The organism is Haladaptatus salinisoli (genome assembly GCF_020614375.1).
GTDB classification, from domain to species: Archaea; Halobacteriota; Halobacteria; order Halobacteriales; family Haladaptataceae; genus Haladaptatus; species Haladaptatus salinisoli.
In genome coordinates this window covers 20,625-44,178 of the sequence record NZ_CP085331.1, presented here as the reverse complement: position 1 = coordinate 44,178, position 23,554 = coordinate 20,625, and the positions used below count along the sequence as shown (strand labels likewise).

Genomic DNA, 23,554 nt, shown 5'->3' with positions numbered 1-23,554 from the left:
GAAGGAGCGAGTATGACAGAGAACGATGAGAGGCCGCGCAATGAGAGTGGAGAGTATGTCCAAGAACACACTGAAGAGGCCGTCTTAGAGGTCATGAAACCGCTCGAACCCTACATGACGAGCGAGATCGCGGACGAGCTTGGATGGTCCCGACGGTCGGCCTATAACGTTCTTAGTCGGCTGCATGAGAACGAGGAAATTCGAAAGAAGAAGCCTGAAGCACGGCGCGTGATCTGGATTCGGCCGGAGTAATACCGTAGTCATTTGGGAGGATTTACTTTAGTTGTTCGACATCTTATAATGTCACCGATCCTGAAATCGTTTTACAGAAAGCATTTATCTGGCTAATGAATATATTATTCATGCAGAATACCGCCCGTGAAATAGGATTTGATACAGTAATTGCAACTGCTACTGGGTTAGCACTTGTCACTTACATGCTCCGTCTCGTTCTTGATCCGTTACTAGCAGTCGCTCTTGGAAGCGTCTTTATTGTCGGTGGAACACTCGTATTCATCCCCAAGCATGCAAGGGCGCTAGCAGGAATGAGTGGGTTAGTGACGTTGATTGTTGCAGGAGCACTCATTCCACGTTTTGTCATGGGATTTACTACTGTCAAGAATCCAATGGCCACGACGCTTGGTCTCGGGGTAATTGTCCTCCTCTTTACGTTTGTCATCGTCCATATCACAGCGTTCCGCCCACGAGTACGCCAACCAGTAGACTAACAAAGCGAAGACAATAGTGAGTCAAGGAAAGCTGTGAATTATTAGTCACCAGGCATAGAATAATGTTCTCAAATTTTATCATAATAAGGATGGGTACTGCCATAATTAAAGAAGAATCATCATATAATGCGACTTCTCAGTCAAGGAAGTGGTGGCTCGTGATACTCGCAATTCCTGTTCTCTTCGCTCTCTGGCTCGTCGTGACAATCTTCACGATGAGTATCGCCAGATTTGTCCCGCTTACTGTCTCTGCGTTTCTGTCTACCTATCTTGGTGGAGGAATCATCCTCGTGAGTTACGCAGCTGCGCTTCTCTCGATGGTTGCCGTGTATTCTGACCGGCAGTATGTCCGGAATCACTCTGCCTGGAAGCCGACCATCCTCTATTATCTCATGGTTATTCCGCTGCTTAATGTCCCGGTTGCATGCCTCTATCTGTTCTTTCGGCATCGGCATATCGGAATTCCGTGATAGATGCGCGCTGACTGCAAACGAGCGTGAACGCGACGAGCTGGGACGATTTGCGGAGAAAGCGAGTGACGAAGACATTCTTCGAGAGATTCGTGAGTCCGAGTTTCCGGCAGTGACCACTCGGTGGGTCGCAGATGCGGTTGCAATGGAGCAGCGGCCGGTGCATCAGTGACTCGAGGAGCTTCACGAGCGAGGTGAGTTGGAACGTGGGAAATTGAGTCCACGAGTTGTGATCTGGTGGATTCCCAAAAGCGAAAGAACTGCTTGCGGAGATTGAGACTAACTATGCCGCCACGGATCGCGAGATGAGCGACAGACTCATCCAACAAGTATCAGATTTGTTATTTTGTCTTAAGATCCTGCTAGCCGGTATCATTATTAGATCCGCCAGAAGAGTTCTCCATGAGGTGTGTGAGGATGTGGGTAACGACTACACGCGAAAGACGTTCCGATGGAGGGAAGGTCCAAGTCCATGAAATCGTCGTCAAAGCCCTCGAAGAACATGACGGGATTGACGTAGAGTCGGGAGAGTGGACACTCTATGATTACATCGATCCTGACTCCCTTGACGCTCTCTTCAGCAAGGAAGGGAATACCGTTACAGCAGTGGAATTCACGGTTAAGGGGGCGACCGTTACAGTCTGGCAAGATGGCGAGGTTCACGCGAAGGTGGAGTAGGAGACCTCCTACCGTCTACCATGACAGCCGAGAGAGAGCGCGATACTCGTAGTCAATTTGCAGAGGAAACGACTGACGACGAGATTCTGACGGCGATACACAAGTCGGAGTTTCCGGCAGTAACCGCTCGCTGGGTGGCTGATACGCTTGGGATCGAGCGGCCCTCTGCGCATCGACGGCTTGAAGAGTTACACGAAAAGGGAGAGGTCGAGCGGGGGAAGTTGAGGCCGCGGGTTGTTATCTGGTGGACTCCAGAGGAATAGGTGCAATAGGTACCTTAGTTAGCATCGTCGACTGTTGCATTGGCACTTTTCGTGAGCGTTCGCTGGTCGGTGATATCCGAGAACGTCAATTGGTGTGACATGGATAAAAGGGCTGGAGCGGGGATTAGTTCGGCAATGGTTTGCGGTCCGTTCGTATACACGGCCAGCACGACAAGCCACTGAGGCCGTCACAGGGTCGTCTATCTGAGAAGTGAGTGGCTGGTGAGATAGGCACCGGCACTTGCACCGATACTGCTAACGAACGCAAGAGGAGATCGCCAGTTAAAATCGCGAGGAGACAGTAAGGAGTGATCAGTGGGTGGCGATACGGTCCCAGTGTTTGCAGGATGTGTCTCTCTGGAAACCAACGGCTCTACGTCATTAGGAAATGAGTCTGGATCTAGCCGTGCAGCACCAGATCTACTCAGGGTTCTTTGCTTTTCTGTGGTAGCTGGATCATTTCTCACAGTTTGGGGGCCATCGTCTGGGATGGATTCACCACATTGAGTACTCTCTAACGCATATATAACAGGATACTCTCCAATGGGTTGAACTGTGAGGAAGATACTCTTGTCTACAACCGTCGGAGCCGTAATGAAGGAATCAGAATCGGCATCAATTGCAGAGACCCAACTTTTTGCACCTGTCCGCGTATCAAGCACATACATTGCAGGGGTACCCCAAGAGAGGCCATACTCATTTGGGAAGTCATGATATCTACACATGAAATAGACAGTATCGTCAGCCACAGTTGGTGCTGCCAAGGCTTGCGCTGCCGTTTCAAACCGCCACAGTTCATCGCCAGTAAACCGATCAAACGCATAGAGTGTACTATAAGAGTCTAGATACTCCCCATCAGGTTGTTCAACTGGATCTATAATTTCATCAGCATAAGTACGAGTAAGGACATATAGTCGAGACTCATCAACTGCAGGAGCACTAATATATGGATCTCTATCCACTGTATAAGTGTGTTCCTCTGTCCCATTTAGAGAATATTCTATTGTTGGTGCTGTTCCACGAGCAGGAGCAGGAGACTGCCATTTGATGCTCCCATCAGTTGTAGAGAGAGCATAGACAGTTAGTGACGGATCCTCCTCGAGAGACTGGCTTGTTACGTATATTGCTTCTGAAGTTATGGAAGTCCCCACTATCCGACCGAGATCCCTTCCAACTTGCCACTGTTTCGTTCCAGTTGTAGCATCACGTGCAGTAATCACAGTGGTCTGAGCCGCGGAGTCCCAATCACGCGTATACAGAGTGCTACCATCGACACCCATCAATTGTTCTTGACTATCTATCTCCCAAATCGACTGACCGGTCGCTGTATCAAGGGCGCCACTTCCAAAATACACCCGATCATTCGTCACGCCAATCACTGGTGTCCCAAGATCGGCACGGCGCCACTGAATCTCCCCTGTTGTTGCATTCAGCGAATAAACGCCTATCAACCCATCGCCAGAATATGGCGGCACCATCCCATCACACGAAATATATAGTGATCCACCAGATACAATTGGTTGCGAGTTAGGATCTCCCAATCTGCCATTCGCGCCTGATTCCGAAGGAAGTCGGAATTCCGTGGGAACATTATCTTGTTTCCACAACCGTTCCCCACTGGTTGTATCATATGCGAATACTGCTCCCTCTTCCCCTCCATCGCTTGGGGTGCCGCTAAAGTATACGATACCATTTGCAACAGTTGGACTCCCAGGAGAGTATAGTGATTCACCAACCTTCCATCGTGTCTGGAGATATGGACCCGTTGGTCCTGCTGCGTGTGTTGCTCGTGTGTTTCCAATCGTTCCTCCAGGTGTTGGCCACGCATTTTCTGGCGCGAATGCAACGTTTGCTCCGGCAGAGGTTGCACTTCCAACACCGCTACCGAGAAACACGCTACCAGTTACTGCACCAGTCGCTTGGAGAAACCGTCGTCGTGTCTGTCGTGCCATGCTTCGGAGTTAGAAACTTTTGTAATAAGTTTTGTGTTAGGTAAAAGTCTCATAAATAATTATATTGAAAATTGTGCGATGTCGCTCTCTTGCGCGACTTCTTTGGGCGGGTTCACAAAACCTCCCTTGAGCCACGCACTGCGAAGGCGATTCTTGTTGACTTTGAGTGCATCTTGGATTTGTAGCCACGTTGGCTTGCGTTCGTTATTGGCCATTGCAGTGGACGTATCGGTAATTGGTTACTGTAATACAGGCACCAAGTCACGATGCCGGAACCAGACATATTTTTCCTCACCATTAGTTTTGATGCGGTAGCTGTAGAAGTCCAGTTCGCGCCCAGTCTCGTCTTCGAGATTGTCCTGCAGGACGTCCGTGATGGTGCCTTCTTTCTCGTGGTATTCACTATCGGGATCAGTCTCGGAGACGTAGATCTGTACGTCGTCGCCCAGTTGGTAGGGGTCGCTAGCTGGTTGGGGCACGTCCTCTATCAATACTCGGTATTCTGTGTGGTGAGTTTTTATCGGTATCGGACATCCGTGTGATTCGATGGCTAAGAGTGATTCGCAGAAGTTTTCATACCCCTATCGCAGCAGTTTCTCGACTGGTTGAAAATGCATTGACCGATTCAGAGAATGTATTCAGCATGACAGCCCGCCACAAGTCTGGCACTTTGTTCGCACAGATAGTGGATATTAACCTATCCAAAACAGCTATTGACTACAACTGCAAACTTAATCATAATGAACTATTCCGACGATGGTTGGGTCTGGCGGCAGCACATCGTCGGAAAGGCCCAGAGCAGGGCTATTCTTCTCGTGACAGTGGTTGGCCTTTTAGTACTGGCCTCTGGTGGATTCGTGATTGGGCTGAATGTCGGTCTTTCTCTCGGTTGGCTCATACTAGCATTCGGAATCGCTTTTGGTGCAGGAGTGCTAGGTGCGGGTCTCGGGCCGACTATCGGTTCGCTGTGGGTCGTCAGCCTCTGGTGGTTCATTTTTCCACCACTGGTAGGATACCTTACTAGCAGTTGGGAGAACTCCACCCGGTATCACCATCCTCGGATGCTGGGGTTCGGATATGCTTCTGCACACGCCGAACTCCTTGGTGGCATTGAATACGGGGTTAAATTCGGTCTCCTACTCGCAATACTCATCGGATTGGTCGGATACTCCACTGGAGCCGTCGTTTCACGGATTTTAACACAATTGAAAGCACGTTGATAACCGTCCTGCTACACTGAACAATGATACCCCATTGCGACCGATGATGAGTCACAGATCGATGAGTCTTCCTTTGGTCTCGATCGGTTCGGGGCTCTCTGATTACGAGATGAACACCTGAATGGACTCATTTGTCCCAATCCACTTGGTTGAATCGGCGATTATTCTCCTGAGTGCGATGAGCAACAGATACTACGGCACTCAATCGTCTTCCCCTGCACCCCAGTGGCTTAGATAATCAAAATCAGCGGATCTGTCGTCAAACCGATCGAGCCGAAACTGCGCCATCGGGAAGGGTGGTTCCTCTCCGGTGACCAGCGACCGAACGGCGCGCCCAGTTACAGGCGAGAGCATAACGCCTCGGCCGTGAAGACCGGTCACGACCGCGAGCCCGTCCGGTGCTTCTTGGGGGGTGTCGATGATAGGAAGGCCATCGGGTGAGGCACAGTCCGCGGACGGACAGCAATCTTCTCGGCGGATAGTTCCTGCAGCAACCCCATTGAGCAGCGGTGCGACGTCGTCAACCACGCCTTCGCGGAACGATTCTTGAACGCCCATCGGTGTGCCTTCCGGGTCGTCGAGGAGGTGTTCATTTCCGCCAACGAGTACGTTACCGTGGCCGGTCGTCCGCCAGTATATTCGCATCGTCGGTTCAGAACCCATGGGGCAGTCGTCCGGAAGTGGGTTGTCCGGTTCGATGACGACCGCGTTCCACCGGAGCGGCCTCACTGGGAGTGCGACGTGATCGGCGAGGAGGTCGCGCGTCTTCCAGCCAGTCGCGTAGATGACGTGGTCGGCGTCGATAACGCCGTACTCTGTCTTAACACCAATCACCGTACCGTCTTCGACTCGGATATCCGTGACTTCGTGGTCGCGGAAGATTCCTGCTCCGTTCTGTTCTGCGGCCCACTTCAACGTCATTGCATAGTCGAGTGCGTCGAGGTAACCAGTACCATCGTAGAGAAGACCACCTCCGTACGCAGAGAGGTCACCGAACGATTCTGGGAATCTGCGCTCCAGTTCCTGTTGGGTGAGAAACTTTCCACCACCAGGTGCTTGATCAGTGTATAGGTCGGCGTTCGCCTCAGGAACGAGACGAACCGTCTCGCGCTCTGTAAACGAAAAGACGCCCTGCCCGTCAAGGTTCCGGAACTGTGATAGGGCGAACGACGCCCATTCATCGGGAAACGGTTCAAGCGAAAGCGAAATCATCCCGGATGCTCGGGAGGAAGTATCTGCGGCGACACCGCCTTTGTCGAGGACGATAACGTCATGATCGGGTGCGAGTTCGCGGGCAATGGCAAGCCCCGAGACGCCAGCTCCGACCACGACGACGCGGTCGTTAGTAGTTGGCATGGGTTCTATTCGGATACTCGAAGAGGTAGCACAAAACGCTACGGGTCACTCAGTGACACAAGAACGGCACAGACAGCGATAGACGACTGTTGATACAGCACTGCGCATATTCACGGTACTTAGTGACTCAGAAGAACATCGAATTTTTTGATGAAGAGACGACAAATGAGACTCAATGCCCGATCGTGACTCAGACACGGTGCAACTGCAATTCGACAAGGGACGTCTCGTTGAGCGGTCGCCAGAAGAGAGAGCGAGCAATGAATACGCCGCTGATCCAATCATACCAGGCGATCGAACGGGATTTGCCGTTGAAGTGAAAGACAACGCCCTCGAAGTAAATTCCACACTCTTGGAGATCATTACGACGCATGGCCGTACTCTTGACTTCGGGTCACGAGACCATGCAGAAGCGTATGCGGAGCAGTTATCGGCAGCCGATGGATCACTGCGAATTCAGGCTGCACCCACGAATGACTCGCGAGATATAGAAGCCTATCTTCTTGCTGATCACACACCATCGATTTCAGAACCAGCTACAACTGATGGTGAGACGTGGACGTTCGATGTTGGTGCGAATCTCTACGGGGCACTTGGGGAGGCAATCGTGACAGGCGGATCGAAACCCCACGCACTCTACTACTTTGTGCAGGAGGATTTACAACTCGATGATACTGAGCTAGCGTCCGGGCTGACTCTCGAAATTGAAAGGGGCAAGCCGATCTCGGTTGACCATCGAGAAGGGGTGAAACGGTGGGCACCGGACTGTGTCGTCCGGGCGAAAGATGGGTGGGATGGCTGTGAGCTGGCGAAATATTACTGTGAGATCAAAACTGGCAACGCGTCGTTCGAGCGGTCGCAAGGTGTGGTGATGAAGGAATTGGCAGCTCAAGAGCAAGTGTTGAAGATACGGATGAGAATTGAGGATTTGCCCGAGCAGTATTCGCTCCGAATTCATGAGGTAACACCAGCGGAATGACTTTCTGGCTGTGAGCCAGCACAGGACAGTCACTAAGAGCGACGAGGTCTGACAGTCCCTCTACGAGACAGGACGACAAAATCAGATGAGCCACGAAAGTGGGGTGCCAGCAGCTGTAATAATTGGGTGCCCACTGTCTTCACGTAGATCCGGGTGCTAACAGGAGCACGCACCGTCTGAGGTGCCGCCGTGACGGCATAATCTGGGTGCCAACTCAAGCCCACCACTGGGGTGCCGTCTGCTGTTAGATACCGCAGTTTCATTGAAGCGACCCGCGACAGCGGGCGTTACTGCACGTGGGACTGTCCACCAACGACTGGCGCGTGTGCGCCGGCCACCAACAGGAGACTGTCTGCTCTGGCGACCATCACGCCCTGGACTCCGGCGGTGTCCCGCTGGAGGGACTGTTCAAGACTGAGCAACACAGGAGAGATAAGCAAGTGAGAGCCCGGTGGACTGTCCTCTCCGTACCAGCAGGAGAGTGTTAGGTTTAGTAGCGGTGGGACTGTCGAGTGAGCGCTGTCTACCACGGAACTATGGTGTCTCACTAGCGGGACTGTCAGGAGCAGGGGTTGACTGTCGATCCGGTGAAAAGCAAAGGAAATCCGGTGTGTCACCAAGAGGACGGTTAAGAGAACTCCAACTGGCTGTCTGTCCAGTGGAAAAACAGATGAAATCCGGTGTGTTGCAGCTGGGTGGGCACCCCCGTCTGGTTTCTGCCGGCCGACTGTCCACTGGTCACGAGGAGCGGTTATTCGGGCGGGACGCTTTCCTTTCGGTTACCAGCGCTGGTGGTAGTCGGTGTGTTGTTGAGCTAGGGCTTGAGATCGTTCATTACGCATGTTCAGTCTATCGGCCCTGCTGAAATCCCCAATTACGGACAGTTTGGTAAGGCCGTGCTGAATTCAGAGGATGTATTTAACAGTGTAATTTTTAAAGCCACTTCAATATTGGCGATGTTCTCATTCATCAAGACACCAACCGTATCTCGCAGCGAGTTTGCCCCGATAACATCTAGATTGAGAATCTGGGTGAAGATTACTCCGTTCAATGATGGCAAATAAGAAAGGTGGTAAGCGTAGTACCGGTAGAATGGTCTCAAGAGCTAGCGTCGAACGGCTTCACCCCAATATGAGTCCGACTGTGATCACCTTGACGAAACCGTCACCCTCCCAGCTGGACAGCTTCAACTTGAATGGGACTTGACTGTAATCCTGATTCTCTGCGGAAGTATAGGTCTTGTATCTTGTGTTTACTCGTCGGCAATTAGTCGACACAAATAAGATCTCGCTCAACCGCAGGTCGATTGTACACGATCTGTCAGAAAAATATCTTTTCCTTCCGCTCCGACCTCTAAGAGTCCTTTCCGAACATAAGAGTGGGGTGATTGAAATGGAATATGTGCGAAAAAACTCGGGTGTGCTTGGTTATGGACCGACGACGGTTCCTTCGAAAGTTTCGACCGAGTAGAGGAGAAGTCGTTCTGAGAACCCAGACGCGAAAGCAACGCCCATTAGTATTGTCAGAGACATCTCACCGCCGCTCCCGGATTGGAGGAGAAGCGTGATAAGTAGTGCAGAGACAGCGCCAATGACAATGCGGACAAAGGCTAGCCAATAGCCGAGGATTCGTTCTGAGGCTTGTGTGATTCTCCCTTCTTTGTTGAGGGTCAAGATGCCGCTGACCGAAGCGCCGATTGCGCCGAAGGTGGTCGCAAGCAAGAACACACTAGCTTCGTAGTTAAATTCGGGATTGGATAATACTGCATTAAGGTTGGAGTCGGCTCCGGACGAGGGGAAACTTGAGAATAATGGGAAAAAGAGAATCACACCCACCGCAATGATGATTATGCTAAAGACGAAGTTGAGAATGTTCACACGAAGGTTTTCGATATCTGCGAAGGTGTCGATGTTGTGTTCATGGAGTATCTCGTTTGCACCGATTATGTCCTCCTCTGACAAGATGTCCTTTAGATCTCCGTCTTCATCACAGATCAGATCGGAAATCGAACTCTTTCGCGAGGAGGCCGGTAAATCCTGAAGTTCTCCTTGCATCTTCTTTGCTTCGATTGTTTTTAGCTCGGGATAGAGGTCCAGTTTTCCACGTAGGAGATATCTTTTCGCGGAGTAGAAAGAACGCAAAGCATCCGCTGGTTGATAACGGAAGTCTTTCTGAGCTTCATTCAGAAGTCGATATGCAGAGACAGCCCACGGCGGTAACGACGGTAATTCAATCTCTTCGCCATCGGTGTATTCATAATCATATTTGCTGAAGAACGGAAGCAGGCTTAATGAGCTACTAGATGTCCAGCCACCGAAGCCTCTTTCATATGAGTCAATAGAACTCAGTTCGAGAGCTTGTTTGATTTTTGGAATGTTTGCGGTTCTAGAACCGTTGCCGTCTCCATATCGATCTTGATTATATTCTATCGTGTAGTTTAGTAAGTCATTTTGTGCAACCGAGATATTCCCCCGAAGCATGCGTTTCATATTTGATTTGCCGACGATGCCATCCTTGACTCGAACGTAAACAAAATCCAGGAGACGTAGAATGAAGGCAACTAAGCCGTAGATAAATCTGATGATGTTAAGAATAATACCAGCGACGGTTTCTGTGAAGTTATTAGCTGATTCTCTGACACTCATGATCTATGCTCCCTAGACTAGCAATACTTTCAACAATCTAATTAATGTTTGCCAATTTTTTCATATGGGAGTACATTTCCACTATATAGAAAATCTATATTTCCACATTCTCGGCACAACGAATACGCAACAACTTCACTAACCAAGTCAATCATCAACACTAATTTCTGACAAAACCGACTACTACGAGTATGATTCAACCTTCTAAAATTGAGTGCAGTCAATCAGTTTCAGCTGAATTTAGAAAGTATCGTCCGAGCTGGCGTTGCATTCACGATCCTGTTTACTGGCCACACCAGGTTGCGGAATCCCGAGAGACAAGAACGCAAAACAACCAAGCACGAACCACCAGCCTATGCGATGGCCGGTCTATCGCTCTTAATAACGGTGATCTTTCTGGGACAGCTACTCGTGGTCTGAGCGGGCTGTTGTGTTACGGTGAGTTCTCATATTTTGAAAGTGCTACACTCATACTCTCTACGAGCGTTCGCTGGTCGGTGATATCTGAGAACGTCACTTGGCGAGACATGGATAAATAGGGCTGAGTGGTGGTTAGTTCGGCAGTTCCTTCTGTCCCGTTCTCACACACGGCCAGCATGGGAAGCCACCGAGGCCGTCACAGTCGCACTCTGCCGGTTCGGCATCGTCTTCGTCCGTCTCGTCGTCCTCCGAAGGGAACGCCTCAAGCGTTCCGTCGTCGGTTGCGGTTTCGACGGCGGCCATGTGCTTACAGTATGCGTTGCGGTGGATGTGGTGCGGACACGTACAGGCCATCAGCTCATGAGTTACGTCGTCGATGGAGACCACGTATTGGTGCTCTTCGGGGTTCTCGTGGCTCTCGTTAGTGACGTCGATGAGTCCGGGGGCATCGACGTCGAAGGAGAAGTGTTCCCACTGTGCGCGTTTCTGTGCCGTCTCGTCAGCTTCAAGTTCACTAGGCGATTTCGTTGACATGGTCTTTCAGGCATGCATTAGGAAGACCGGTGCCGGGTGCTGGTACACCCGGCGCGTTTCTACACACGCCCGAGGGCACCGTTCTTCCTTACCACGTACTATGTAGTACGTCGTATTAAAACTATCGAAGTACTACGTAGTGCATGGATTTAAGTTGGTGGATAGTGAACTGAGGGCTACGATGACAGACGAGAGAGAGCGCGATACTCGTGGGCAATTTGCAGAGGAAACGACTGACGACGATATTCTGACAGCTATGCGCGAGTCAGAGTTTCCGGCAGTGACCGCTCGGTGGGTAGCGGATACGCTTGAGATCGAGCGGCCGTCCGCTCACCGGCGGCTTGAAGCGTTGCATGAGGATGGAGAGATTGAGCGGGGGAAGTTGAGTCCGCGGGTGGTTATCTGGTGGATTCGTAGGGAATAGTTGATCAATGAAAAGCCATTGTTGTCAGTGAGGGGCCGTCCTTTGATGTGAAATGCATGTTAGCAACTTAAGGTTCTACTCGCCAAGACATGGCAAAATTTGGTGAGGCTATTTAACGAATGAAACCTTGTCGTTCATATGGCGCTTGAAGACGATCTCACACAGCTTGGAGCTGTCCGAAACATGCTCTATGGCATTCATTTCACGATGTTCGGTCTGTTTGGAATTGCTGTCACTGATAGCTTGATTACGTTCGGTGCTGCTGGATTAGTGGTACTCGGATTCTACTTCACTGGACGAGGCTTTTCGGCGTACTCACCATGATCGTGAATGTAGATTGTATCCATTTAGTGTGGAAACCGTCCAGGAAGTTCACGTGGTCTTTGTTCAGTGATCGACTGCTTGGCTCACATAGTGCCTGGATACTGACGATATGTAAACCAATACGCAATTGGCCAACAGACGACGAGGGCAAGGATGCTAACAGGAAGCGTTGAAAATGAGTCCGGGGGAAGTATGACTGCACCAACACCGGCGATAATGAAGAAGACAAGAAATGCAACGAGAATGAATTGGTACAGTTGTTTCATATCCTATAATGGTCGTCTCAAACTATAGCAGTACTGCTTTTGAAATCGCTCTTGCTAAGAATAACGTTGCTAATGATCGTGCTCCGAACAGCTATGAGCGGTGCACGCGTCTGAGTTGATATGAGTTCAGTTGATGGCTATACTCTCTCGGACTTTACGGTCACCACGACTACGGTGATGCCTACACACTCGTATCATCTCAGACCGTCCGCCTATTTCTCTGCTGAAGCCGTTGCTGACGAGTTCACGAATCCAACGATCGTCGATATCCCGACGCTCGATAATCGAGAGCATCGCGAAACGCTCCAGACGATACTGCAAGAGGGTGAAATTTGGACAGACGACATTCCGACTGGGCTTGCTGAACTCATCGAGGAGACCGATTTTTTCACCTGGGACGCCGGAACCAATGATGTTTGGACACATATCGGCGTCGACCTCTACCGGCGATCACCCGATACTCCGTCAGCACTCACGATAACAGCCGAACTGAAAAATGAGCGGGTCATATTAGAATCACCTGGTACGATTGAATTTCGTGTAACCAATCGAAGTGACGAGGAACGAGTCATTATGAGTGGACCGTCCCCACCATTGAGTGTCCTGTGGGCTGAAGCAGACAGTGACGATCGCTCATTTTTACTGTGGGGTGAGTATGCATCGAGTGGTCATATATCGTTCCGAGATGGGGAATTGGAAGTCAATTCAGTTGGGATCGGAACACGAATCGAACCAGGTGAGACCATCATTCGAACGTATGAGATTCGCGCTGGGACAGATGGGTTGGCACCTGGAGACTACGTGATTTCTGAAACACTCACGTCACGACTTGCAGAAGAACCACCATCGGAGACTATCGAGTGGACGGTCGGTTTTACGCTTACGGAGGATATTCACGACGAAGCATGAGTAGATGACTTTGAAAGGGCACGATAGGTCGGCGGACGAAACGGGATGATCATAGGAGCGGTCAAGATTTGGGCCACGAAACGTTAGTATACAATACTAACCTTGAGACCACCCAAATCCAGAAGAACGAGCCAAATGAGAGAACATGAGGAGAGGGAGACGAGTACGTTCAGGAACAGAAGCTAGCGGATGTACTCAAGATCATACGGCCGCTCGAACCCTACATGACGAGTGAGATCGCGGACGAACTTGGATGGTCGCGACGGTTGGCCTATAACGTTCTGAGTCGTCTCCATGAGAGCGACGAGATTCGCAAGAAAAAGCCCGAGGCGCGTTGTGTGAGCTGGATTCGGGCGGAATAGCAATCCCTCTGAAGAATAGGATAGTAGAATCAAGAGTCAGTTTTCGGCAGAATCGCTTTCTCTGTTTTTGTTGTGATCAAGTACGTCAAGCTCTTCCGTGACAGTCACCAGCTATGAACTGTCGCTTATATCATCCATGTTTTCACGTGATACATGCAGTCCTCTACGCGAAAGGGTTTAGTCCTACGCCTTCCCGGAATTTGAAGTTATTCGTCGTTGGCTTCGCGGGGATCCATAACAAACTCGTAGAGCCCGCGAGTATAGCGTCGAATCCATCCCGCGTTGGTCAGTTCGCGTAGGTAGAACTCAACATTGCCTTTGGTAATCCCAGTTGTTTCTTGCACTGACCGAGGAGTATGTCGTCCCCATGGATGATTGGTTTCTCGCCCGGCTTTGAATGCATCTAGTACTTTTTCTGAATCTCCAGTCGGTTCGAAGTTCTCGTTTACGGACCCACGCGACATTTTCATCACCTGAAGTACTAATAGGTTCTACTTGGTTATCTACTTTCCTTCTCAACAAGGAAATTCACTTTGAACTACAAACGTTTATCATGGTAGATGGCGTACATGTATCTTGAGGAGAGATGAAGGGCATTGTCCCTCACCACTCCACAGTTAACAAAATGAATCGGGAGGCGGGCGACCTGCAAAGGTTTGTGCCAATGAACGATCAGGGGTGGGCCAATCCCGTAGGAGTCACACCGCGATGCGGTCACTGGCGATGACAGGCGGGCGGCAACCACAAGCCGGGGAACTGGGAGAACAGCTTGGCGTGTACCCACATGTGTGTATTCTCACCGACGTTCGTACTCCGTCCACTGCTTTAGGTACGTATGTCATAAATTTAGTCATTTAATAAATATTGCTAATGACTTACAGAGAACAAAATTCACAAACTTGGCTGCTGAGGGCGACCAAGCATAACGATATATTCTAAAGAATTTGTCAAATTCCCGTTTCGGACGTACCTCTCCGACGACTCGCGTCGTCATTTGGAGGGTGGATGTGATACACACGATGATTGACAAACAAGATTCGCGCACAGATAGAACCGAGTATGACCGTGGATTTGACGAAGGCTACAACCGCGTAAATGAACAGCGACGTGGGCGGCGACGTTTCCGCCTGACCGGCCTGTTTGTTGGGGTGTTCGGAACACTCTTTACCCTGTTAGTGGCCGCGGCGCTCATCTTTGCCGTCTTTCTCGGTGGGATTTGGTTGGGGTCACTCGTAACCGACCAACCCACAGACACGCCGGTCACGCCGGTCATCCCCACGGGAGCGGGCGCTGATGGCGATGTAACGATCGTCGAAGGCGATACCACAGTGACGATTGCCGGGACGGGTGCGGCAACGGTGCCGACGCCGATTGGTGACTATAGTATCGTGGTGGAACCGACGACGATTACGGTGCCGACGAACGGTGACCTCTCTGCCCTATCGATTCGGACGGGCGGGGTCACCATCCACTACTAATGATTTCGTGTACCTTCGCCGGCGGATTTGGCGAGGACAACAGGTGAGACCAATGTTTGGTGTCAAGGATAAACTAGACGAAATACAGGAAAAGAACGACGAGAAACTGGCAAAGATGAAGAAGGAAGGCAAAACGGAAATGCAGGCGTTTCTACTCGAAGAAGGGATTCGTGTTCGCCCAGCACCAATCGGCAAAGGCTCCTATGGAATCGAAGAACACAACATTGCAATTATCGCGGCTGAACAACGCCGCACCAACGAACTACTCGAACAACTTATCAAGAAATTAGACGCCTAAGTTGTTCTCGATTTTTATCATACCCTTGCCAGCGGCTTTGGCGAGGACAAATTCCTGGAATGGAGGGATAAACTATGCAACGCAGACAATTTCTGAAGGGGGCAGGGACGATCCTAGCGCTCGGCGCGGTTGCTGGGTGTTCCGGCCGAACCCTTGCTGAGATGAAACGTGAAGAACAAATGGCGAGAACCAGTAACGTGTGGCTCGCCACGGATGAAATGCCGGACGAAATCGAACGACTGACTTCAACGACCGTGCTAGCGAGTGAAAATGTCCCATACCGCATCGAACTTAGCCATGATGGGAAAGACCCACGATACCTAGAAACAAAGGATGTCCAGATTTTTTTGATGCCAGCTGACGTAAACACCGCGTCAGTGACCCTCAAGAAATTGGATAACTCACAGGGAGAAAAGGGGTTGGTCACAGCTGATATTTCACGGGGAGGCTATATGTACGACTACGGGGAATCGTCGCATCCGGAGACGATAATCAAGCTGCACACCAACTTTACAAAAGCCAAGTGACTCAACCCATGGTTCTCCCGTGGACTCTCAGATTTCTCTTCTGTCTCTAACGATCGAAGCGCCTGCTCAACAAACCGAAATCACAGTGGTTTGGAAGCACCTGCCTCCGGCTACGAATGAGGGTACTGGTGAGAGATAAATGAATGTGAAGGGTGATGTCCTCACCAATCACCGTCAAACTCGACAAAAAGACCACATAGCTCGGAGAATTTCGTCAGATACCGTTTCTTGCTCTTCTGATTCAACGCGACATAGAGATAGTAATCATCCGATAGATCCTTTGTTTGGCGCATTGGCTCACCGGTGGGATGAGTCGGCTCTGAGTTAAGAATCGCATTTTTGGAGCCAGGAACATAGGGAAACGACTCTAACTGATCGATGAGATCGTACTCTTGAATCAGGAGATCAACCGTTTCTGCCATCACATCGGATTGATTTTCCTCAGCGCATGACCACACGCGATCCCCGTTTGCAGAAAGATGGACGACAAACTCTGTATCGACTATAGAAGGAGTATCAGAGACAACTTCATCCGAAGCGGTCACAATCTCTTCCCCGTTTTCAACAACCGGGAGATCTGCTTCATCACCGTTTGCGAGCGTGTGAATCAGCGAATCGATGTACTCCTTTGAGTTTGATTCGATTTCTTGAGCTAGCGAATCGTCAATTTCCTCGATTACGAGCTGCGTCACTCGCTCAGCGAGGCTTTCTTTTTGCTGTTGGAGTGTTTCAACGGCGTGCTGTCGTGCTTCAATACGATGTGCAATCGTGTCTGCTTCGCCAGTCTTGACGAGCTCCTTTGAGAGGAGTTCCAAGATGTGCCAATTGTCTTCAAGTTCAGCAATTGAAAACTGCGCCAATGAGACCTCATCAGGACGAGAACTATCTTTGCGACGGCGGAAGATCTCAAATTGGCTGCCGGTTGTGAGGAGTCCCCAATCGACTCCTTTCTGTCGCATGTAGCTCGTCAATTGACTTCGATCGGCGTCAGTGAGTGTACTATCACATCCTTTGGCTTCAATGAATACGACGGGGGCGGTTTCGGTGAGCAGGGCATAATCTGCACGGGTGTTCCCCCGACCGATTTGCATTGGATATTCGAGTTCTACCTCTGACGAGAACACGTCCCACCCGAGAAGATCAATGAGCGGTTGGATGAGTTTTACCTTCGTATTTTCCTCATCCATTTGCGGGGCTTGGTCGATGAGAGATTGGGACCGTTCGACGTACGCTGTGATCTCAGATTCGTTCATCGATTAGTTAGTCCTCACGTGCGTCAGCGACGAAGCGGTAGAGACCTCGATTGACCTTTTCAACCCATCCAGCATCGACGAGGCCGCGAAGTTCCCGGTTGATGTACTGTTTACGGGTATCAAGCTGTTCTTCGAGGCGTTTTGGATTGGCATAGCCCCAGGGCTGTGTTTCTTCTCGTCCTGCTTTGAGTACTTCTAAAATAGCCTCTTGGCGGTCGTTTGGTTCGAATTTCTCGTTGACCATTATGACAAGAGGTGTTACTTGGTTACAATTAATGTTACGAAAATATTGTTAGTATGAGTTACTGTGATCGTTAATAGTATTGTTACGGTGTAATAGCAGACTGCTAATTCTATAATTTTTGACCAGTGATAGTGCAGAGGAGTTTAGGTGGCCACGTCGGACAGAATCTGAAGTTTTGACCGGGCTCACCGAGGAGGGCGAGATTCGCAAGAACCTACGCGAAGACCACCCGTTATATAGATGATTAAGTTGTGTTTGCTTCATTCTCTGTTGTAGTGGTTGTCGATCTGCTCGTTTCCGTCGTAGCGGCTGTCGATATGGTCGCCTCGCGTTGTGTCGTGTACCTACTCTTCGTCGTTGTTGTCTGGCGGTCACGAGTCGTTTGAGACGATGTCTCGAGCATAAACTGCTTAAAAAAAGAACATCTAGTATTCATATAGAATGCTACAATTATCATAGGCACGGGAATCGATTACCCGCATATTTATTTGAATTCCCCAACCAGACTCCAGTAATTCGAAATATTCCGCTCCAATTCATGTCATCCAATTCCTCCTCCGTACCTACCGAGTTCGTTGAGCAAGCCTTCGAAACGACTGTCACCGAGGCCGAAGTAAACCGGCTCATCGAGAGTATCAACGCCGCGGTCTCGAAACTACGCGAACAGATTGACGACGACACACTCGAGGGTATTCTACGGGCAGATTCTGGCTCCTACCTCCTCAGAAGCAGTATGACACAGGACGGTCTCCAACCTGAGTCGTTCACGCAGGACGCCGTCATAAATCCTCTCCTTGACGCGCTCGGTCACGAATACTCAACCGAGGCTGGCGGCCTTTCCGGGGGACAAACACAGGTAGCTGATTACACGATCTCACTCCGCAACTACCAAGAGATCGACTCGTCACGCCTACTCATCGAGGCCGAACCCATTAACAAGGAACTCGACAGTCGAGAACACGGTATTGGGCAGGTACGAGATTGGCTGAGCCAGCGAGAATTCGAGTCCGACCTTGGGTTCGCTACAGACGGTCTCCGTTGGATTTTTATCCGGTACGACCCAGACTCCTATACACACAATATCATTGAGGAAGTAGACTTACAATCAGTCTTCCTTGCACTCTTCGAGAACCAAGTTGGAAAACAGATCAACCCAACAAAAGTCCTCTTCGACGCACACAGAGAACAAGTAACCCGGCTCATTCGAACATTCGAGTTCGAGAACTTCGTTTCTATCGCCGGAGACGCCCGACAGGTCATTAAGCAGAAGCAGGAGGAAATCACGGACGAGTTCTACGACGATTACATTCGGTACGTTTTCGGCATCATGGGTAATGCAGAGGAAACACCTCGCTCACTCGTCGGTGACGGCGTTGTTGTACCGAAAGGAGCGACCGAAGACGACGCCCGATTGTTCGCGGTTGAACTGATGAACCGACTCGTCTTTATCAAGTTCCTCGAAGACAAAGCCCTCGTTCAACCCGATCTTCTCCAGACCCTCAATAACACGTACGAGAATGGGTTTTATACCGGATCGTTCTACGAGGAGTTCCTCCAGTCGTTGTTCTACGACGTGATGAATAACAAGCCGGACGACCGCCCAGCGCAGGTGCAGAAAATAGACCTATTCCAGAACATTCCCTACCTCAATGGCGGTTTATTCCGGCCAACCATCAATGGGGGCGAGTTCAAGGAAGAGGATTTCGACGTTCGGAACTCAGTATTATTTTCTATCATAAATCTACTGGAACGGTACAGTTTCTCCGCTGGAGGTGCACTGACTGACCTCGACCCCAGCATTCTCGGCAATGTTTTCGAGAAGACTATCAACTACATCACCAGCGACAACGCGGACACGAATAAGGAACTCGGGGCCTACTATACACCAAGCGAGATTACACGCTTCTGCGCTGAAAAGACCGTCCGTCCGGCCCTGTTAGACCGGTTCCAGACCGCATTGGTCGAGGAGCGTGACTGGCCCGAGCATGAAGCCAATCGGTTCAACTCAGTGTACGAACTCATCGAAGATCTACCCGGCAGTTGGAGTCTTATTGGTACTCTTCTAGATGAGGTCAACGAGTTTCGAGTCGTTGACCCCGCGTGTGGAAGCGGGCACTTCCTTACGTCGGTTCTCGAGGAAATCGTCAACATTCGGAAGGCGCTCTACGCCCAGAACGAATCCTATCCTGACGAGTATCGCTTGAAGAAGACGACCGTTCTGAACAACATTTACGGGGTTGATCTGATGGGCCCAGCGGTCGAGATCGCGAAACTACGCTGTTGGCTCTCAGTTATCTCCGAACTCGATACCGAGAATGTGGACGAGCTCGCTGAAGACGATGCACTCGCCCTCCCAAATATCGCATTCAACCTGCGAGAGGGCAACAGTCTCATTGGATACACTGGGTTCCCTGAGACAACCGACAACGGAGAATACACTCTCGGGAGTTTCAGTGAGGATAGCGTTCGCGACCGCTATCAGAAAATTATTGATGAAATCGAGAAACACGAGCTGGCCATCGACAGTGAAACTGCCGAAAAGCACCGGAAAAAGGCGTTCGAGAAACTGAGCAATGCTCGTAAGGAACTGATTGAGGATATTCACGGTAACTTTGTCTCGGCTGGTATCGAGGACATTACGCCCGAACAGGTGGCCGAGATGGAACCGTTTAATTGGGTTCTCGAATTTGCAGAGGTCTATGCAGATGGTGGATTCGACGTAATTGTGGGGAACCCGCCTTGGGACAGAATCACCCCACAACGTGACGACTATTTCACTCGTTTCGACCCCGAGTTCAGAACGCTCCTTCCCAAAGCGAAACAAGCTCGCCAAGAGAAACTGCTGGGAACCCCCGAGATTAAGCAAGGCTGGGAGGAATACAAGCGGAATGTAGAGATACAGGCAGAGTATTTCAATAACGCCGAGGATTACGAGCTCCAACGTCCAACCGTGGCCGGTCGGACTCAAGCCACAGAGAACGATTTGTCGGCCCTATTCCTTGAACGGGTATTCCAGATTGCCCGTGACGATGGGTACGTTTCGCAGGTTCTACCGGGTGCGGTTTTTAACGGATCTTCGACCAAAGACCTCCGGCTTCACTTGCTCGATGAGACCGAAATCGAATCTCTCGTAACCTTCGAGAATAAGGGTATCTTCCCCGAAATTGATAACCGATACAACTTCGGGGTACTCGTCTTCGAGAACAAAGGAACGACTAGTGAGCTCAAGGGCATTTTCCAGCAGCATGATGTCGACGTATTACAGGAGTTCGATGAACGCGCTCTTTCCATTCCTCGTCGTGTTTTACGCGAATATTCCCCTGAGGCTGCCATCTTCCCATATGTCAATTCGCAACAAGAAGTGGAGATTTTGAATCGAATCCTTCAGTATCCATCCATCTCAGAGCAAATTGACACGGAGTGGTACGTAGAGCCATACCGGGAGCTGGATAGAGGAAATGATGTTGATCGTTTTGTCGAATCAGAAGACAGGGGCGACTATCCGGTACTAGGTGGGAGCAACATCTATCAGTTCATGTACGATCCTACATTCTTGGATAACTTGGAAGGGCCAAAGTTCTGGAGTGTCGACGAGAGTAGCGACCCTGACCTAAGCGCGAAACGCCGTATTCGAGGAAGAAATCTTCCGAAACTCAAGCGAAGTCTGTACGAGGCGTTCGACGGATCGGGTTCACAGATTGGTTTTGTAAACGACTTGCTCGAAAAACATCGAGGTGAACCACTCTCCGAGGCGGACGTACTACTTGACTGTACCGAGTACCGCATTGTGTATCGTGATATTGCCCGAGCAACCGATGAACGGACGTTGATTGCGTCTGTCCTCCCGAGAGGGGTCGTCTGTCACGATAAGGCTCCACAACTTCGCCCGTATCAGATTTCCCCCGACAAGTCAGATCTGTCCGAATCTCCGCTCCATGGAGTCTACGAGCGTGTTTACTCTGACAAGGAGCTATTCGTCGCTGTTGGACTACTCAACAGTCTTCCCTTTGACTTCCTCATGCGAACGAAGATCGACTCAACCGTCGTTTTCTATAAACTGAAAGAGTCACAAGCCCCACGTCTTACCAAAGGCGATGAGTGGTTTGACTATATCTCGACTCGAGCAGCCCAGCTTAACTGCTATGGCGAGGAGTTTGAGGATATGCGCGACCGGTTGGGCGGTATCGAGCCAGTGACGGAGATGAGCGAGCGGCGAGAAGTACAGACTGAACTTGATGCTGCAGCGTTCCATGCCTACGGTCTTGACCGCGAGCAGACCGCATTCGTCTTGAATGACTTCCACCGCGTGCAAAATCCCCGCCTGATGGACGATGCCTACTTCGAGATGGTGCTGGAGAAGTACGACGATCTCGCCTGATATCGCGTTCAGACGGTACTCGAACTCTTTGACTATGTTTAGGTATTCTGCTTCATGTGCTGCCTCTAAACTTACTTTCTTAGAAAAGCTAGCTCGAATGAGTCGATGAAGAGAAAGCCATGTGCCAATCGCAGAAAAAGGTCGGCAGTTTCTCCTGGCGAATTCGAGACAGATGAGTTAGAAGAGTGCTAACTCTACTACGGTAGGTTATCCAGTTGTCCTATAACTGATTATTGGAGATTTGAGCAGAAGTGAGAAAGGATATGGGTGACGAGTATTATCTTCTGGGAAGCAGAGTGCTCAATTCTTGTCAAGTCCTTTTTTTATCGTTTCAGCATCATTGTCCATCTGGGAACGGCTCAAGTCAAAGCGTGGGCCTACAAGCTCAATGCCGTCTTGTTGATACCTTGGCAATACGTGGAGGTGAACATGGAATACTTCTTGACCGGCAGCGGTTCCATCCGCCAGCCAGAAGTTTATTCCTTCACACTCTAGTTCGGAGCTCCGAATTGCTTGAGCAAGGTCCATACCTGTTTCAAACAGCTTTCCTCCAGTTTCTTTGGTGAGCTCTGATAAAGACGCTGCGTGATCTTTCGGTATCACAAGGGTATGGCCTCTGCTCATGGGTCGAAGAGTCATCATGGCTAAGACGCCATCATCTTCATACACAATACTCCCAGGGGCGTCCCGAGACACAATATCACAAAACACGCAGTCTCCCATAGCTATCACACTATATGGTCGGTGATAATTATTTGCTTTTTTACGATATTGTATTCTTACGTTTAGCACCATCCCAATAATTTATATAGGTGAAGGCTATATAACCAATACTAATGACACGAAGAGTGTTTTTCAGTTTCCATTACGAGCGGGACAACTGGCGTGCAGGAGTAGTCCGCAACAGCAACGTTGTGGAGGGTCCAACAATTACAGAAGAGGGGTTTATTGACTCAGCAGAGTGGGAAGAACTGAAGCAACAAGGAGATGATGCAATCGAGAGTTGGATTGACGACCAATTAAAAAATACCTCAGTCACAGTTATTCTGATTGGTGCTGAGACGTACGACCGGAATTGGGTGAACTACGAAATCAAGCAGAGTATAAACCGACAAAACGGCCTGCTTGGAGTCCGAATTCATAGAATTAAGAACCAATATGGTAACACAGATACTAGGGGTCTAAACCCACTTGATAACCATCAGATACAATTCGAAGATGGCAGTACTCGGACAGCGTCATCGTACTATAAAACCAAAGATTGGGTTCTGAATAGTGGACGGCAAAATATGGGCGACTGGATCGAAGAGGCAGCCGAACTTGCTGGTAGGTAACTGATGTCCACCGAAGAGGATCAAGGTGATTCTGAGAAACCCCGACATGAGCCGTCAGATGCATACTTTCACGAGTTACAGTCTATTCAAGCTATTATCGAAAGACAGGCGAATAACTCATCAAAAATCAAGGGTTGGACAATTACCCTCGTCGTTGCTGTGATTCTATTCCGAACGGGGAATTATCAGACACTATTTGGGTTCGTTCCACTGGTTGCATTCTGGTCTCTTGATTCCTACTATCTAAAGCAGGAACGAAACTACCGAGAATTACACAAATGGGTTCGAATTGAGCGCTTAGAGTCTGATGACCAATTCTTCAATATGGATGCATCTAGATTTAGTGAAAAGACAGATTCAATTGGCAAAATAATGTTTTCATCTACTCAAATGATGTTCTATGGTGTTATCGCAGCCTTACTGCTAGTGTTCTTTGTGTATCCAGTATTCTTTTCCAAGAATGGTACCGACTTAGCAGCTACAATATGCAATAACTCTACGAAATGAGAAAA

The 23,554-nt window shown here is 49.9% G+C and carries 22 protein-coding genes; 14 read left to right on the top strand and 8 right to left on the bottom strand.

Annotated features, from left to right (window positions below; genetic code table 11):
• Positions 1-12 precede the first annotated feature (12 nt).
• The 4 genes from LIX00_RS23430 (at position 13) to LIX00_RS23415 (ending at position 1,876) form a co-directional block, all read left to right on the top strand.
• Positions 13-252, top strand: a complete 240-nt coding sequence (locus LIX00_RS23430; RefSeq protein ID WP_227357317.1) for a hypothetical protein — start codon at positions 13-15, stop codon at positions 250-252.
• Positions 253-362: 110 nt separating this feature from the next.
• Positions 363-728 (top strand): hypothetical protein, encoded by a 366-nt coding sequence (locus LIX00_RS23425; RefSeq protein ID WP_227357316.1) that lies wholly within the window; start codon positions 363-365, stop codon positions 726-728.
• 89 nt (positions 729-817) lie between these two features.
• On the top strand, positions 818-1,198 hold the full coding sequence (locus tag LIX00_RS23420; RefSeq protein WP_227357315.1) for a hypothetical protein: 381 nt from the start codon (positions 818-820) through the stop codon (positions 1,196-1,198).
• A gap of 417 nt (positions 1,199-1,615) precedes the next feature.
• Positions 1,616-1,876: a HalOD1 output domain-containing protein gene (locus LIX00_RS23415; RefSeq protein WP_227357314.1), complete on the top strand. Its 261-nt coding sequence runs from the start codon at positions 1,616-1,618 to the stop codon at positions 1,874-1,876.
• A gap of 463 nt (positions 1,877-2,339) precedes the next feature.
• On the opposite strand, the gene LIX00_RS23405 is transcribed toward LIX00_RS23415, so the two are convergent.
• Positions 2,340-4,091 (bottom strand): outer membrane protein assembly factor BamB family protein, encoded by a 1,752-nt coding sequence (locus LIX00_RS23405; RefSeq protein WP_227357312.1) that lies wholly within the window; start codon positions 4,089-4,091, stop codon positions 2,340-2,342.
• A 239-nt stretch (positions 4,092-4,330) separates the two neighbouring features.
• Positions 4,331-4,582: a DUF8139 family protein gene (locus LIX00_RS23400; protein WP_227357311.1), complete on the bottom strand. Its 252-nt coding sequence runs from the start codon at positions 4,580-4,582 to the stop codon at positions 4,331-4,333.
• A gap of 249 nt (positions 4,583-4,831) precedes the next feature.
• On the opposite strand from LIX00_RS23400, the gene LIX00_RS23395 reads away from it, so the two are divergent.
• Entirely contained in the window at positions 4,832-5,311 is a 480-nt protein-coding gene (locus tag LIX00_RS23395) for a hypothetical protein (RefSeq protein ID WP_227357310.1), read from the top strand.
• A 201-nt stretch (positions 5,312-5,512) separates the two neighbouring features.
• On the opposite strand, the gene LIX00_RS23390 is transcribed toward LIX00_RS23395, so the two are convergent.
• A complete protein-coding gene (locus LIX00_RS23390; RefSeq protein WP_227357309.1) occupies positions 5,513-6,667 on the bottom strand; it encodes an NAD(P)/FAD-dependent oxidoreductase in 1,155 nt (384 codons plus the stop codon).
• 175 nt (positions 6,668-6,842) lie between these two features.
• On the opposite strand from LIX00_RS23390, the gene LIX00_RS23385 reads away from it, so the two are divergent.
• The gene (locus LIX00_RS23385) at positions 6,843-7,646 is read left to right on the top strand and encodes a DUF8081 domain-containing protein (protein WP_227357308.1); all 804 of its coding nucleotides are present in this window, start codon (positions 6,843-6,845) and stop codon (positions 7,644-7,646) included.
• Positions 7,647-9,073: 1,427 nt separating this feature from the next.
• Here LIX00_RS23385 and LIX00_RS23380 read toward each other — a convergent pair.
• The gene (locus LIX00_RS23380) at positions 9,074-10,291 is read right to left on the bottom strand and encodes a hypothetical protein (protein WP_227357307.1); all 1,218 of its coding nucleotides are present in this window, start codon (positions 10,289-10,291) and stop codon (positions 9,074-9,076) included.
• Positions 10,292-10,843: 552 nt separating this feature from the next.
• Positions 10,844-11,245: an SWIM zinc finger family protein gene (locus tag LIX00_RS23375; RefSeq protein WP_227357306.1), complete on the bottom strand. Its 402-nt coding sequence runs from the start codon at positions 11,243-11,245 to the stop codon at positions 10,844-10,846.
• A gap of 562 nt (positions 11,246-11,807) precedes the next feature.
• On the opposite strand from LIX00_RS23375, the gene LIX00_RS23370 reads away from it, so the two are divergent.
• From LIX00_RS23370 to LIX00_RS23345, 5 genes are all read left to right on the top strand, one after another.
• Entirely contained in the window at positions 11,808-11,993 is a 186-nt protein-coding gene (locus LIX00_RS23370; protein WP_227357305.1) for a hypothetical protein, read from the top strand.
• A gap of 386 nt (positions 11,994-12,379) precedes the next feature.
• A complete protein-coding gene (locus LIX00_RS23365; RefSeq protein ID WP_227357304.1) occupies positions 12,380-13,168 on the top strand; it encodes a DUF8130 domain-containing protein in 789 nt (262 codons plus the stop codon).
• 1,381 nt (positions 13,169-14,549) lie between these two features.
• Positions 14,550-15,008: a hypothetical protein gene (locus LIX00_RS23355; protein WP_227357303.1), complete on the top strand. Its 459-nt coding sequence runs from the start codon at positions 14,550-14,552 to the stop codon at positions 15,006-15,008.
• Between the two features lie 52 nt (positions 15,009-15,060).
• On the top strand, positions 15,061-15,306 hold the full coding sequence (locus tag LIX00_RS23350) for a hypothetical protein (protein WP_227357302.1): 246 nt from the start codon (positions 15,061-15,063) through the stop codon (positions 15,304-15,306).
• A 74-nt stretch (positions 15,307-15,380) separates the two neighbouring features.
• Positions 15,381-15,833, top strand: a complete 453-nt coding sequence (locus LIX00_RS23345) for a twin-arginine translocation signal domain-containing protein (RefSeq protein WP_227357301.1) — start codon at positions 15,381-15,383, stop codon at positions 15,831-15,833.
• A 161-nt stretch (positions 15,834-15,994) separates the two neighbouring features.
• Here LIX00_RS23345 and LIX00_RS23340 read toward each other — a convergent pair whose 3' ends face one another.
• A complete protein-coding gene (locus LIX00_RS23340; RefSeq protein ID WP_227357300.1) occupies positions 15,995-17,086 on the bottom strand; it encodes a type I restriction enzyme HsdR N-terminal domain-containing protein in 1,092 nt (363 codons plus the stop codon).
• A 7-nt stretch (positions 17,087-17,093) separates the two neighbouring features.
• Positions 17,094-17,330, bottom strand: a complete 237-nt coding sequence (locus LIX00_RS23335) for a MarR family transcriptional regulator (protein WP_227357299.1) — start codon at positions 17,328-17,330, stop codon at positions 17,094-17,096.
• 538 nt (positions 17,331-17,868) lie between these two features.
• On the opposite strand from LIX00_RS23335, the gene LIX00_RS23330 reads away from it, so the two are divergent.
• Positions 17,869-21,708, top strand: a complete 3,840-nt coding sequence (locus tag LIX00_RS23330; protein ID WP_227357298.1) for an Eco57I restriction-modification methylase domain-containing protein — start codon at positions 17,869-17,871, stop codon at positions 21,706-21,708.
• 300 nt (positions 21,709-22,008) lie between these two features.
• On the opposite strand, the gene LIX00_RS23325 is transcribed toward LIX00_RS23330, so the two are convergent.
• Positions 22,009-22,431, bottom strand: coding sequence for an HIT family protein (locus LIX00_RS23325; RefSeq protein ID WP_227357297.1), 423 nt, complete (start codon positions 22,429-22,431; stop codon positions 22,009-22,011).
• A gap of 113 nt (positions 22,432-22,544) precedes the next feature.
• On the opposite strand from LIX00_RS23325, the gene LIX00_RS23320 reads away from it, so the two are divergent.
• Positions 22,545-23,042 (top strand): TIR domain-containing protein, encoded by a 498-nt coding sequence (locus tag LIX00_RS23320; protein ID WP_227357296.1) that lies wholly within the window; start codon positions 22,545-22,547, stop codon positions 23,040-23,042.
• Between the two features lie 3 nt (positions 23,043-23,045).
• Positions 23,046-23,549, top strand: a complete 504-nt coding sequence (locus LIX00_RS23315; RefSeq protein WP_227357295.1) for a hypothetical protein — start codon at positions 23,046-23,048, stop codon at positions 23,547-23,549.
• Positions 23,550-23,554: the final 5 nt, after the last annotated feature.